Source organism: Pantoea sp. X-Soil-TKNS-1279, assembly GCF_059730565.1.
The window spans coordinates 110,563-123,685 of sequence record NZ_AP035950.1 but is presented as its reverse complement, the minus strand read 5'-3'; the positions used below and the strand labels follow the sequence as shown (position 1 = coordinate 123,685).

Sequence of the window (13,123 nt, the reverse complement as noted above, 5' to 3'; positions counted from 1 at the left end):
CGCCGCTACGTCATATGCACCGGTGTTAAATGGAAACATGGTGACTGGTCAGCACATTATCCACATAGCGATGGATCATTAGCGCCGGGGGATCGTTAACCGGGGGAACGGTATCTGTACCAAACCAGACGGGATTCGCCGGGCACAACGAGCCACAGATATAAGCCGGAACCCCAGCTAAAGAACCCGATATCGGTCGGTGGACATGCCCGGTGGCAATTGCCAGAACCTTGCCGGGCATATGCCTGATCAGCGCGGCCAACTCTGCCGTCCCTGCACACATCGTCTTGTCCAGCGAGGGGATCCCCGAAGCAAAAACATGATGATGCAGAAATAGCAGCGCTGGTGACGTATGGATATCCCGGAGTTGTTGCTCCAGCCAGGCAATATGGTTGACTACACTACCTGCGGTCGTGTTCACCAACGTGGAGTCCAGACCGATCAGACGAAGAACTCCAGCATCATAATTGAAGTGCAGAAACTCATCTGCGGCAGCAGCCCCCCAGACAGCACGCATCTGGCGGCGATCATCGGAATTACCAGGAAGTATCCGCGAACACCATTTTTTGCTGCTCAGCCGCTCTGCAATCTGCGAATACCCGTCAAGCCACTGGTTATCAATTACATCACCGGTCAGCACCAGCACGTCCGGCTTAAGCTGATCGAGCCAGGCAAGCGCCTTATCAAACCGTTGCAGATTGTCATTGTCGGGGGAAGCATGAATATCTGAAACTTGCGCGACCAGCATATTGACCTCAGCGTGCGGCAAGGGAACGAATCACGGCGATGGCGCGCTCGGTATCGTCCCAGGCGACAAAAATATGATCATGGTAGTAACCAGCCACCACGTTACAGCTGATGCCCTCTTCTGCCAGAGCCGTAGAAAATGCCGCAGTCAGGCCCACGGCGGCGAGTGAAGAATGGACTTCGAGAGTGATCCATCCGGCGAGGTAGTCATAATCGATGTCCCGTGCCTGCGCCACCGCCTGCGGCAGCACCAGCGTAGTCCCTTCACGCTCCTGCACCACAACCACCGCCTGTGCCAGCAACTCAGCCGCCGGTTGCTGCAACGTACAAAATACATATTGCCCCTCATTGCGTCGGGGCGTCGCCGTGCGCAGCAAAACCTGGAGATTATTTTCACCTGACATCATCATCACACGTTTAATTCTGGCCGTTGATTACTCTAATGAAGATAGCCTATAGCTTGCCGAGGTTGTAACCTCTGTGATTATCGTAATGAACTAGCAAACCAGCCGAGTAAAGCGCCAATCAACAGGCCTGGCACAATGTATCCCAACGCAGCCCCGGCTGACATGCCAATAACCATACTGCTGCTGATCCATACACCCGAGTTAACGGTATTTTTCATGGATTTATCCCTATGATTTTTCATCATTAAACTCATTTAAGAATAAATCACGCAATGTGGAAAGGAAAGCACGGGCACCTGACATATGCGGATGCCCGGCAAAGTTACAGTGTGCGAATCGTTGGAAAATCAACTTCGGTATCATTGACCCGATTAATCATGTTGGTGAACAGAATCGCGGTCACCACACCGATGGTTTCAACCACTTGCTGGTCATTAAAACCGGCGTCACGAAATGCACTGACATGATGGGCGGATAACGTGCCGCGCGTTGATACCAACAGTTGTACAAACTTCACCAGCGCATCGATTCTGGCATCATCGACCAGAAATCCCTGACGCAATTCAAGCGTCTGCGCCTCGCTGTAACCGGCTTTGATCGCTTGCGGCGTATGTGCAGCAAGGCAATAATCACAGCCACTTTCCTCACTGACCGCGAGGTTAATCGCCTCTCGCTCACGCGCGCTGAGACTACTCCTGGACAGCGCCGCGTTAAGCTGTAAGGTTTGCGCCAGAATATCAGGGGCATTGCTGCCAATGGTCAGATAAGCATTGGGGACTTTACCCATCGCCTGCTTAATACCTTTGAACAGTTCTGCGGCTTTGCCACTGGCTTCCTCAAGTGAATCCGTATGCAAACGACTCATCTTATTTCTCCTGTGATCCCAGGTAACGCGCGGCCGGGATATTGTGTGAAAAGTCCTGAATCACGGCCTGACGTGCCTGTTCCCATTGCTGCAAACGGCTTTCGTCATGCAGTGACGGGATGGTGATCAGCTCACCATGCAGGAATCCGGTCAGGGCGGCATCGACCATGTCTTCGGCTTTCATCACAATCTCCGGGTCGAGCTGACTTAACGGCAAACCGCCGTTATCCCAGAAGGGGGTCGCTGTCGCGCTGGGCAGCACCACCTGAACCTGAATCCCTTTATCCGCCAACTCATGATGAAGAGACTGGCTGAATGCCAGCACATAGGCCTTGCTCCCACCATACACCGCGTTCAGGATCTCAGGCGCGATGCCGACAATCGAAGCAATATTGATGATAGCCCCCCGCCCCCGGCTGATAAATCCTGGCACAACGGCGTAAGTCAGCCGGGTCAACGCGGTGACGTTGAGATTAATCATCGTCGTCATTTGGTCGACATCGCTGTCCACCAATGGCGTGTGTGTGCCGATACCGGCGTTATTCACTAATAACGTAATGCTGGCATCATGGCGTAACTTCATCTCCAGCGCCGCCAGTTGCCCGGCGTCGTTCAAGTCTGCGGCCACCACTTCCACGTTACGCTGGCTATCCGCCGTGATATGGCTGGCCATCTGGTTCAGACGATTGTGGTTCCGGGCGACAATGATCAGGTCATATCCCATCTTTGCCAGTCTGGCGGCATAAATGGCCCCCATCCCGGTCGACGCGCCTGTCACCACCGCAGTGCCTTTCGTTGCATCACTCATCTCATTCACCTTGCATGATGTGTTGGATGCATTGAGGTTACGCCATAGCCGGAGGGAGAAAATGACGTAGAAGGGTACGATTTCGGACATCTTTTTGCCCAAAAGAGATTGATTGCAGGGCCTGATTCTTTCAGGATGGTTTGCCCATCGATGTGGTTGCCAATACAAGGATCCCAAAATGCATCGGGTTGGATTGCTGATTGCCGACCAGTTTCAGTCACTGGCGTTATCGACACTGACCATTTTCGAGTTTGCCAACTTAGTGCTTGGCGAGCCTTTTTATCAATGTGCGGTTTACTCCGAGCACGGCGGTCAGGTTTCCTCTTCCTTTGGCATCAGTGTGACGACCATTGCCTTAAGCGATGAGGCTTCTGCTGATACCTGGCTAATTGGCGGGGTGCTCACGCCGGTCACACTTCCGGCTAGCGAGCGGGTGGTTCATTTCCTGAAAAATCACGCCTTGCGGGCGCGCCGCGTCGCAGGCATTTGCACCGGTGCTTTCGTACTGGCGCAGGCTGGATTACTTTCTGAACGCCGGGCGACCACCCATTGGGCTTATGCGCAAAGCCTGAAAACATTGCATCCCACCATCAGAACCGAAGACGACCTGATTTATATCATTGATCACCAGATCTGGACCTCTGCCGGGATGACAGCTGGCCTCGATATGGTGCTGGCGATGGTGGAAAAAGATCATGGTAGCGAGGTTGCCCGCAGCATTGCTCAGCGTATGGTGATGAACCAACGACGTTCGGGCGGTCAGCGCCAGCATTCGGAACTGCTGGCCCTGTCACCCCGCAGCGATCGCCTGCAAACCGCGATTGAATATATCCGCAGCAACCTCACCAAATCACTCTCCGTCGAGCAGCTCGCGGATGCGGTACATCTGAGTTCGAGGCAACTGAACCGCCTGTTTTTGGCTGAGACAGGGAAATCACCGGCGCGCGTCATCGAGCGTTTACGCCTTGAAGCCGCGCGGCTGTTGATAGAACAAACCCGACTGTCGCTGGATGTGGTGGCGCGAGATTCAGGATTTCGCGATCGCCGCCACATGCGTGATGTTTTTATGCGGGGCTACGGCATCCCCCCACAGGCACTGCGCACCGGAAAGAAGGATGCCTGATCACTCGCCAGACCATTTTTATGGCGCACGATATCGGCCATAATCGACAACGCAATTTCCGCCGGGGTTTTGCTGCCAATCGCCAGCCCAACCGGGGCATGGAGGCGACTTAACTGATGCGGTGCAACATCGCCATACCGCACCAACCTTTCTTTGCGGCGTTGGCTGTTCTGGTGCGAACCCATTGCGCCGATATAGAAAGCTGGCAGGTTGACGGCTTCCATCATGGTCAGATCATCGATACGCGGATCATGGGTTAACGACAGGATCGCGGTGGCCGGATGGCACCCCTCGCGCTCAAGATAAACCGCCGGGAACAGCTTTATCAGCGTCACGCCAGCATCCAGATCCGCAGCCAGATTGCTCAGAACATCCTCACGGTGTTCGCAGACGAGGGTTTCAAACCCCAGCGCCAGCGCGAAATTGGCGCAATATACCGCTACGCTCGACAAGCCGCCGATAACCAGCCTGGGCGGTGCAGAGAGGGTCAACGTCACCTCATCCCCCTCGATGTGGGTCGCGGTCCGGCTGCGGTACACAGCCGGTTCGAGTGAAATACATGGCGCAGGCAGGGTGATCCTTTTGGTCAGCGCCGTCGCACTGATCAGGGCATCGTGCATCTGCCCCAGATAACCAATAGCCTCACGACCAGGGAGCAGCCTTTCCACCAGAATATCCAGCACCCCACCGCACGGTAGCGCCCGGTCAGGTGCCAGCCCGCCATCACCATAACGTACCACCTGGCTCGACGCCGAAAAGGCATCGTCACGAATCCGCGCGATAAAACTCTCTTCCACACAGCCACCGGAAAGCGAACCACAATATTGCCCGTCTTTGCGGATCACCATCATCGCCCCCGGTGGTCGCGGTGAGGAGCCGTAGGTGCTCAGTACGGTACACAGCCATAGCTCATGCGCTTCCGCCCACTGCCGGGCGGTACTGATGACCTGCACATCAAGATTCTGCATCATTTCTCCTGACGGCTGTGGCTATCGCATTTGCAGGATGATGACGTTGCTGCTGGCCGGGTCGGTTTTGGCGCGTAATTCGCCGACCGCCTGCGCATCGGTTTTTTCACCCTGATTGCCCCATGAAGAACGAATAAAATTCAGCACATCCGCCGCTTCCTGATCGGTAAGTTGTTTCCGATACGGCGGCATACGATAGGCATCAGGCACGCCATCCGCCACCACGCGTGCCGAACCGTTGAGCAGCACGTTGATTGAGGAAGCGGTATCGACCTGCATCGACGTTGCCCCGGCCAGCGGCGGGATCCACGGTGCCTGCCCTCGTCCATCCGGGCCATGACAGCTGCTGCATCGCGCCATATAGGTCTGGCTACCGGGGGTGGCTGGCGCATCGTCATGCTGATACTGCCAACCCTTGCCACTGTTGTTACTGCCCGGCGGCAGAGACTTCAGATAGTGGGCAATGGCGCGCAGGTCATCGTCACGCATAAACTGCGTCGAGTTGTTAAATGCATCAGCCATTGAACCAAACACCACGGCATGCTGGTTGCGGCCTTTCTTCAGGAACTCAACGACATCCGCTTCACTCCAGCGGCTGATGCCGGTGTTGGCATCGTTGCGCAGACTGGGCGCATACCAGCCATCCAGCAGCGCCCCCGCCAGATAATCCGGGCTGCTGGCATCGAGGGCTTTCTCATTAAACGCCAGTCCACGCGGCGTATGGCAACTGCCGCAATGTCCCGGACCTTCCACCAGATAAGCACCGCGATTCCACACCGCATCCTGATTTGCCACCGGCTGTTGCGGTCCACCACGCGAGAAAGCCGCGCTCCACACCGCCAGCGGCCAGCGCATATTCAGCGGCCAGGGGATCTCACTGGTGTGATTCTGGCGGAATACCGGTTTGACGTCATGCATCATAAAGGCGTAAAGCGCCGCAACATCCTCATCCGTGAGCTTCTGATAGGAAGGAAAAGGCATCGCCGGGTAGAGGCGGTGACCATCACGCGCCACACCATGTCGCACGGCGCGATCAAAATCAGCCAGTGAATAGTTACCGATTCCCGTTTCCGGGTCCGGAGTGATGTTGGTGGTATAGATTTTACCCACCGGTGTCGCCATCGCCAGCCCACCGCTGAACGGCGCGCTGTCCGGTGTACTGTGGCAGGCCACACAATCGCTAAGCCGGGCAACGTACTCGCCCCGACGGATCAGTTCGGCAGAAACCGGAGGTTGATCCGCATTTGCGCCATCAAAGGTGGAAGAAGGCGTGCGCAGCAACCACAGCAGCGCGCCTGCGACCACGCACAACACACCAATCAGGATCAGGCTAAGCCTTTTTATCGTCATGTCATCCATCCCTCAGGCTCAGGTGAAATCATAGTGTGAAAGCGGCATTGAACGGATACGTTGCCCGGTCAACCGGGAAACCGCATTGGCGACCGCCGGAGGAATCGCAGGCAATGGCGGTTCACCGATACCCCCCATCTTCGCCCCGCTCTCCACGATGCGTACTTCTACCTTTGCCATGCGTGAGGGCGGCAGAATCGGGTACATATCGTAGTTACGCGCCACCGGTTGCCCCTTCTCATACACGCTCTCCTCAAGCAGTACCTGAGAAAGTCCAAGCGCTATCGCGCCATTGACCTGCGCCTCGACGATCGCCGGATTGACGATGCTGCCAGGGTCGACGGCTTCCCACACCTGATGAACCTTGACCTGGCCGTTTTCAATCGACACTTCGGCAATCGCTGCCGCTTCAGTGCCGAACGGCGAAGCCATCGCGACACCACGGGCGCGGCGGCTGCCATCTGCGGCGGTGTAAGGCCCGGCCTGCCATCCCCCGGACATCTCCGCCACGGTATTGAGCAGTTTGGTCAGCCGTTCGTTACCCTGTAACAAATGCAGACGCAAAGCGAAGGGATCAATCTTGCCTTGATCAGCAATCTCATCAAGGAAACACTCGTAGAGAAAATCGTTCATCGAATTGCCTACTGAACGCCAGTAGCCCAGCCTTACCGGGCCTTTTTTGTAGATCTGGGCGATGCGTACATGGGGGATTGAGTAGGATTTCCCCGCCAGCCCTTCTACTGCCGTTGGGTCCAGTTTGGCACCGTGTTTCCCGGCCAGTCCTTCTGTCGGGCCTTCACAAATGCTGATCGCCTCCAGCGCCAGCGGATAGCCTTTATCATCCAGACCGGCACGAAAACGCACCGCTGCCATCGGTCGATGGGTATCGCGTAAAAACTCCTCTTCGCGGCTCCAGATCACCTTAACCGGGCGACCGACCGCCTGTGCCAGTTGAATGGCCTGGGGATAGACCATAGCGGTGTCATAGACAAAATGGCGGCCAAAAAAGCCCCCAAGCAGTGGCGAATGGATAATGATTTTTTCTGCGGGCAGACCGGTCCGTTTCGCCGCATCGGCCTGGAACATTTCCGGAGCCTGATTAGGTAGCCACAACTCCAGGGTGCCGTCGGGATTAAAGCGCGCCAGCGCGGAGGGCGGCTCCAGTTGGGCGTGATTAAGATACTGGCTGTGATAGGTCGCGCTCAGCGTGGTTTTCGCCGCTGACATTCCCTCGGTGATGTTACCTGTGACTTCCGCGTCTTCACCGTTACCCGGTTCTTTCGCCAGCGCATCGGCAAAGTCAGCTGAGGAGAAATCAGCAGGCATGTAATGACCGTCCGGCGTCGCAGGTTCCTGCCACTCGACCTGCAAGGTTTCAACAGCACGCTTCGCCTGCCACCAACGCTCGGCCACGACCGCCACCGCACCCGGCAGCACATGCACCGAATGCACCCCTTTCATCGCCTTCACCTGCTCGGCATTGCGCAACGGGCCAACGTTCAGCCCCAGACGTGGCGCATGCTGCACCGCCGCATGTAGCATGTCATCTACGCGACAATCGATGGTATAAATCGCCTGACCGGTCGATTTTTCATGCATATCCAGACGCGGCACCGGTTTGCCAATCCAGCGAAACTGCGCGGGGTCCTTCAGGCGCACCGAATCCGGTGGCGGAACCGGCAAATCACGCGCCCGCGCAGCCAGCTCACCATAAGAGAGCGAACGGCCTGAATCGTCATGGATCACTTTGCCGGGTTCGGTACGCAGACGCTCAATGGGGACAGACAGCGTAGTGGCCGCCGCCTGAAGCAACATCTGCCGCGCCAGCGCGCCAAGACGGCGCATAGTGGTGTAGCTGGTGCGCACCGACTGGCTACCGCCGGTAATGCGCAACCCGCTATCCATCACTTTATACTGGGAACCTGCCGGTGCGTTTTCCACCACGAAGCTGGCGGGATCGGCATCCAGTTCTTCACCGACAATCTGCGCCATTGCGGTAAAAATGCCCTGCCCGCCTTCGATAAAGGGCGAGAGGAACTTTACCGAGCCATCCGGTCGAATCTCGAGAAAAGCCGGAACCAGCGTGCCCGGAGCGGGTACAGCGCCAGTGGTTTGTGCACGACTTTGCGCAACAGGTAAGCCAATACCCAGCACCAACGCACCCGCCACACTGCCAGTTGCCACCAGAAAACGCCGTCGGGAGAGGTTCGCAGGCCGATCCTCGCTCAGTGATGCCATCACCTCGTCGTGGTCGCTCATGCTGTTTCTCCCTTACCAGCCACATCATGAATGGCCGCACTGATGGCGTTATAGGTGCCACAGCGACACAGGTTCACCATTGCGGCGGCAATCTGTGCGTCTGAGGGATGAGCATGTTGTTTGAGTAACGCTGTCGCCGCCATCACCTGCCCTGACTGACAATAGCCACACTGCGGCACCTGATACTTAACCCAGGCCTCGACCACGCGTTTACCCATTTCATCGGCTTCAATCGCTTCAATGGTGATGATCTGCTTGCCAGCCAACTTATCAATCGGCGTGACACACGCGCGGGTAATCTGACCGTCAATCATTACCGAACAGGCGCCGCATTGCGCCAGACCGCAGCCATACTTGGTCCCGGTCATCCCCAGATCGTCGCGGATTACCCACAGCAGCGGCGTATCACCCTCTGCATCGACCTGCCAGATTTTGTTATTAATGTGCAGTTCCATAGGTCTCCGGTATTAAAAAGTGAGAAAAGTCAGAGCGGGAAAATAGCCAGAATGGAAAGTCGTAATATAATGATTTCTACAACGACATCGAATTCCACACGGAAAGGAATCGTGGGCATACCTAAGTCCTGATTATTATTAAGCGTAGCGCAATGTTTAATAGTGAATATCGAAATGCCGTTATGAATAAAATTCACCAATCAAGGTTTATCGGTTTGCCAATGAGAAACATTCTTATTCAACACTCCTGTTTAATATTCTGTGCTGAACAACAACCTCAAGGGTAAATGACGTGGATTACCTCGAACAAATGGGATAATTTGCACCTGGTTGTGAAAAATAATCACAAATAAGGCGCAGATTTAATGAATGATATCCAGGCGTTTATCACCGTAGCCAGAGAGAGAAGCTTCACCCGTGCTGCGGCCCTTCTTGGTGTCAGCCCTTCGGCTTTGAGCCATACCATGCGCAATCTTGAGGAAAGAATTGGCGTGCGCTTGCTGGCGCGTACCACGCGCAATGTTGCTCCCACAGAAGCCGGTGAGAAATTATTACTCTCCGTCGCCCCGCTGTTTGAGCAGATAAACAATGAAATAGAACGGATTGCTGAATTACGCGACACACCCGCAGGTAATATTCGTATTACCTGTTCTGATAATGCAGCTGAAGATTTATTACGTCCGATGTTGCCCGCTTTTCTGGCGCAATATCCGGATATCAGTATTGAGATCTGCATTGACTATGGTTTTACCAATATCGTCTCCGAACGTTTTGACGCCGGTATCCGGTTGGGTGAGTCGATTAGCAAAGATATGATTGCGGTGCGGATGGGACCTGACTGGCGGCTGGCGGTGGTCGGCACACCGGAATATTTTCAGGCCAATCCTGCGCCATTGACCCCACAGGATCTTGCCCGGCATCGCTGCATCAATATCCGCCACTCTCCCGCGGGCAGTGTTTATGCCTGGGAGTTTGAAAAGGAAGGACGGAAATTGAATATTCGGGTCAACGGCCCGTTAATATCGAACAGCATCCTGCATGTGATGAATGGCGCGCTGGATGGTATCGGGCTGGCCTATGTACCAGATTCGATGGCTCAGCCGCACATTGAAGCCGGACGTCTGGTGGAAGTGCTGTCTGACTGGAGCCCGATGTTTGAAGGTTTTCATCTTTATTATCCGAATCGGCGTAATACCTCCTCCGCCTTCGCCGCCTTTGTTGACGCCGTCAGATACCGGGGAAAAATTCGTTGATGCTGAAAAAGGCAAAAACTTTAAAATTGTGACCTGTGCCGCAATCCCTCGCTGATCGCTCCCAATCAATATTGATAATAAAAACAATGCACCCACCTGGATGCGGTCGCCTTTTAATATGACAAGTGTCACAAATTCATCATCAGGTCACTATTTTCCAGAAAAGGTAACGTTTTTACTATATTAGCGTTTACTTAAACGGTTAAAGATACCCGCCACCGGAGCGATAACTCAAACCGGTCAACCCGCGTATTGACCTTATGCCTGGAGTCAGAATGGTGGTGGAAATAACTTATCAATGCGAGATAAGCGAGGGGATCCACGCCAGACCTGCCGGGCATATCGCGCGTCTGTGCAACACCTTTCAGTGCGAGGTGGTGTGGCAAAACAGCCGAACCGCGCTGGAAGCAAACGCCAAAAGTGCCCTCTCTCTGATCGCCACAGATACGCTGCTGGACGATAGCTGTCTGATTACGCTGCACGGTGCTGACGCGCTCTCCGCCTCTGTCGCCCTGCAAGCTTTGCTGAATAACCTTCCGGCGTTTACCACCCTTGTTGAGCCGGCGCTGGCCGTCACTAACGGTTCCCTCCCGCGCTGTCTGCACGAACTGCAACCGCAATATCTGACCGGCGTTCGTATCAGCGGCGGTATCGCCATCGCCAAACCGCGAGTGCTCAAGGGGGTGACCTTTGGTGAGTTACTGACCCGTAGCCCTGGCACTACCGCTAACCGGGAGACGGAGATAGCGCGTCTGACAGAGGGGCTGCGAACGCTGCGGATCAATAAAGAAGCGGCGCTGGCAGTCGCCCGGGGTATTGAGCAGGACCTGCTCGAAGCCCATTTGTTATTTATTACCGACAGTGCCTTTCGCGACAGCATCATCAGCTATCTTGATGCCCCGATGAATGCCTGGTCTGCCATTATCAACGCGGCGATGGGCTTCAGCGCCATCCTCGAACGCTCATCCAGCCATTATATTCAGGAACGCACGCTGGATATGCTGGACATCGCCACGCAACTGCTGGTCGAGATATACGGTGCTCAGTCTCGGTTGCCACCTGCGCTGTCATTAGATAAACCGGCCCTGGTGATCGCCGATAGCCTGACGCCCGGCCAGTTCCTGGCGCTTAACAAACAACATCTCGCCGGTCTTATCTTGTCCTCCACCGGAAAAACATCGCATACGGCTATTCTCGCCCGTTCTCAGGGCATCCCTACCCTTGCTGATATTGATTTTGCCACTCAGCCATTTTCACCTCAGCAAGAGATGGTGCTCGATGGTGATCTGGGGCTGCTGATCACCCGCGCGGATGACAAGATCCTGCGTTATTACCGTCATGAAAAAGACGTGCAACAACAAATGCGCCTGAAGAGGCCCCCCACCCGCACAGATAAGCCTCTGTTGACGCCGGACATGATCCTGTGGGGGTTGGATGCGTGCGACAAAAACGAAGTGATCAAAAAAATGGTCGATAACCTGTGGCTACACCAACGCACCGACTGCCGGGATAAGCTGTGCCAGGATATCTGGTCACGGGAGGTTCCCTTCCCCACCGTGGTCGGTTCTGGCTTTGCTATTCCGCACGCCCGCAGCGATGCCATTCTCGATTCCACCATCAGCGTCGCGACACTGCGCCAGCCCGTTGTCTGGGGCGGGGTGTCGGTGGATACGGTGTTTATGTTGACCATCAGCCAGGCCGCAGCGGAAAACGAGCACATGAAATATTTTTCCACGCTGGCGCGGATGCTGATGAACGACGAATTTGTCGCCAAAGCCAAAAGCGCAGCCACTCCTGATGCGCTCTACCACCTGATAATCAGTACCTTAGCGTGCTAGTTGCCAAACGCGATGATGAGGCGGGTATGTTAAAACTATTAAAAAATACCAAAAGACATTTTATGACCGGGGTGTCGTACATGATTCCGTTTGTGGTGGCAGGTGGTGTCCTGCTGGCGCTGGCGGTGATGTTCAACGGCCAGGCGGCGATCCCCGATCACGGCTTTCTTAAAGCGATGTCACAGATCGGTCTGGCGGGTCTGACGCTGTTTATTCCGATTCTCGCCGGTTTTATCGCCTATTCGATGGTGGATAAACCCGGTATCGCCCCCGGTGCCATTGGTGGGCTGATGGCGTATCAAATGGGGGCCGGATTTTTAGGTGGTATGTTGGCTGGCGTGCTGGCCGGGCTGATTGTCTGGGGACTGCTGACGATCATCGACCGCCTGAAAATTCCGCATTTCCTGCGCATGGTGCTGCCGATTTTTATCATCCCGCTGGTCGGTACTTTTCTCACCGGGATGGCGGTTTATTACATTATCGGTGACCCGGTCGCCGGGCTAATGAAATGGCTCAGTGTCTGGCTCGGCAATATGCAAGGGGCGTCGTTTATCATTCTCGGCAGCGTGTTGGGTTGCATGATCGCCGTGGATATGGGCGGCCCAATGAATAAAACCGCATTTTTCTTTGCCGTCGCGCTCATCTCCACCAATCCACAATTGATGGCTGCGGTCGCTGCCGCCGACTGTACGCCCCCCCTCGGACTGGCGCTGGCCACCTTCCTGTTTAAGGGGATTTTTAACGACGTTGAACGCGAGGCGGGTAAGCCTGCGGTGATTATGGGTTTCATGGGTATCACCGAAGGGGCGATCCCATTTGCGGCCGCCGATCCGCTGCGGGTGATCCCGGCGATTATGCTCGGCAGCGCAGTGGCTGCCGTGATTTCATTGTGGTTTGGTGCCACCAATGCTGCCCCCTGGGGCGGTCTGATCGTCCTGCCGGTGGTCGGTAATCATTTGGGCTATATCGTGGCCGTCGCCGCCGGGACCGTCACAACGGCACTGGCGGTTAAGGTGCTGAAAACCGTCGTTAAACCGCAGGCATAAGGCA

The 13,123-nt window shown here is 55.4% G+C and carries 13 protein-coding genes; 4 read left to right on the top strand and 9 right to left on the bottom strand.

The window, feature by feature from the left end; genetic code table 11:
* Window positions 1–25 precede the first annotated feature (25 nt).
* From AC6I8N_RS23895 to AC6I8N_RS23875, 5 genes are all read right to left on the bottom strand, one after another.
* On the bottom strand, window positions 26–748 hold the full coding sequence (locus AC6I8N_RS23895; protein WP_497831338.1) for a metallophosphoesterase: 723 nt from the start codon (window positions 746–748) through the stop codon (window positions 26–28).
* 7 nt (window positions 749–755) lie between these two features.
* Entirely contained in the window at window positions 756–1,151 is a 396-nt protein-coding gene (locus tag AC6I8N_RS23890) for an ACT domain-containing protein (protein WP_497831352.1), read from the bottom strand.
* A gap of 80 nt (window positions 1,152–1,231) precedes the next feature.
* Window positions 1,232–1,372 carry a hypothetical protein gene (locus tag AC6I8N_RS23885; RefSeq protein WP_497831337.1) on the bottom strand — a complete coding sequence of 47 codons (141 nt, stop codon included), beginning with the start codon at window positions 1,370–1,372 and terminating at the stop codon, window positions 1,232–1,234.
* A 104-nt stretch (window positions 1,373–1,476) separates the two neighbouring features.
* Window positions 1,477–2,019, bottom strand: coding sequence for a carboxymuconolactone decarboxylase family protein (locus tag AC6I8N_RS23880; RefSeq protein WP_497831336.1), 543 nt, complete (start codon window positions 2,017–2,019; stop codon window positions 1,477–1,479).
* A gap of 1 nt (window position 2,020) precedes the next feature.
* Complete coding sequence (locus AC6I8N_RS23875) at window positions 2,021–2,827, bottom strand: SDR family NAD(P)-dependent oxidoreductase (RefSeq protein WP_497831335.1); 807 nt, start codon at window positions 2,825–2,827, stop codon at window positions 2,021–2,023.
* Window positions 2,828–3,005: 178 nt separating this feature from the next.
* Between AC6I8N_RS23875 and AC6I8N_RS23870 the strand changes: the two genes are divergently transcribed.
* Entirely contained in the window at window positions 3,006–3,950 is a 945-nt protein-coding gene (locus tag AC6I8N_RS23870) for a GlxA family transcriptional regulator (RefSeq protein WP_021185465.1), read from the top strand.
* Here AC6I8N_RS23870 and AC6I8N_RS23865 read toward each other — a convergent pair.
* Genes AC6I8N_RS23865 through AC6I8N_RS23850 form a run of 4 tightly spaced genes read right to left on the bottom strand, consistent with a single transcriptional unit; the run spans window position 3,902 to window position 8,982 of the window.
* Window positions 3,902–4,921 (bottom strand): XdhC family protein, encoded by a 1,020-nt coding sequence (locus AC6I8N_RS23865; protein WP_497831334.1) that lies wholly within the window; start codon window positions 4,919–4,921, stop codon window positions 3,902–3,904. The genes AC6I8N_RS23870 and AC6I8N_RS23865 overlap by 49 nt on opposite strands.
* Window positions 4,922–4,939: 18 nt before the next feature.
* The gene (locus tag AC6I8N_RS23860; protein ID WP_497831333.1) at window positions 4,940–6,268 is read right to left on the bottom strand and encodes a c-type cytochrome; all 1,329 of its coding nucleotides are present in this window, start codon (window positions 6,266–6,268) and stop codon (window positions 4,940–4,942) included.
* An 18-nt stretch (window positions 6,269–6,286) separates the two neighbouring features.
* Window positions 6,287–8,527, bottom strand: a complete 2,241-nt coding sequence (locus AC6I8N_RS23855) for a xanthine dehydrogenase family protein molybdopterin-binding subunit (RefSeq protein ID WP_497831332.1) — start codon at window positions 8,525–8,527, stop codon at window positions 6,287–6,289.
* The gene (locus tag AC6I8N_RS23850; protein WP_497831331.1) at window positions 8,524–8,982 is read right to left on the bottom strand and encodes a (2Fe-2S)-binding protein; all 459 of its coding nucleotides are present in this window, start codon (window positions 8,980–8,982) and stop codon (window positions 8,524–8,526) included. Before AC6I8N_RS23850 ends, AC6I8N_RS23855 begins: the two co-directional genes overlap by 4 nt.
* 365 nt (window positions 8,983–9,347) lie before the next feature.
* Here AC6I8N_RS23850 and AC6I8N_RS23845 point away from each other — a divergent pair, with 365 nt between their 5' ends.
* From AC6I8N_RS23845 to AC6I8N_RS23835, 3 genes are all read left to right on the top strand, one after another.
* Window positions 9,348–10,235, top strand: coding sequence for a LysR family transcriptional regulator (locus AC6I8N_RS23845; protein ID WP_497831330.1), 888 nt, complete (start codon window positions 9,348–9,350; stop codon window positions 10,233–10,235).
* Between the two features lie 275 nt (window positions 10,236–10,510).
* Window positions 10,511–12,073 (top strand): PTS sugar transporter subunit IIA, encoded by a 1,563-nt coding sequence (locus AC6I8N_RS23840; protein WP_497831329.1) that lies wholly within the window; start codon window positions 10,511–10,513, stop codon window positions 12,071–12,073.
* A gap of 26 nt (window positions 12,074–12,099) precedes the next feature.
* Window positions 12,100–13,119, top strand: coding sequence for a PTS fructose transporter subunit IIC (locus tag AC6I8N_RS23835; RefSeq protein WP_208727188.1), 1,020 nt, complete (start codon window positions 12,100–12,102; stop codon window positions 13,117–13,119).
* Window positions 13,120–13,123: the final 4 nt, after the last annotated feature.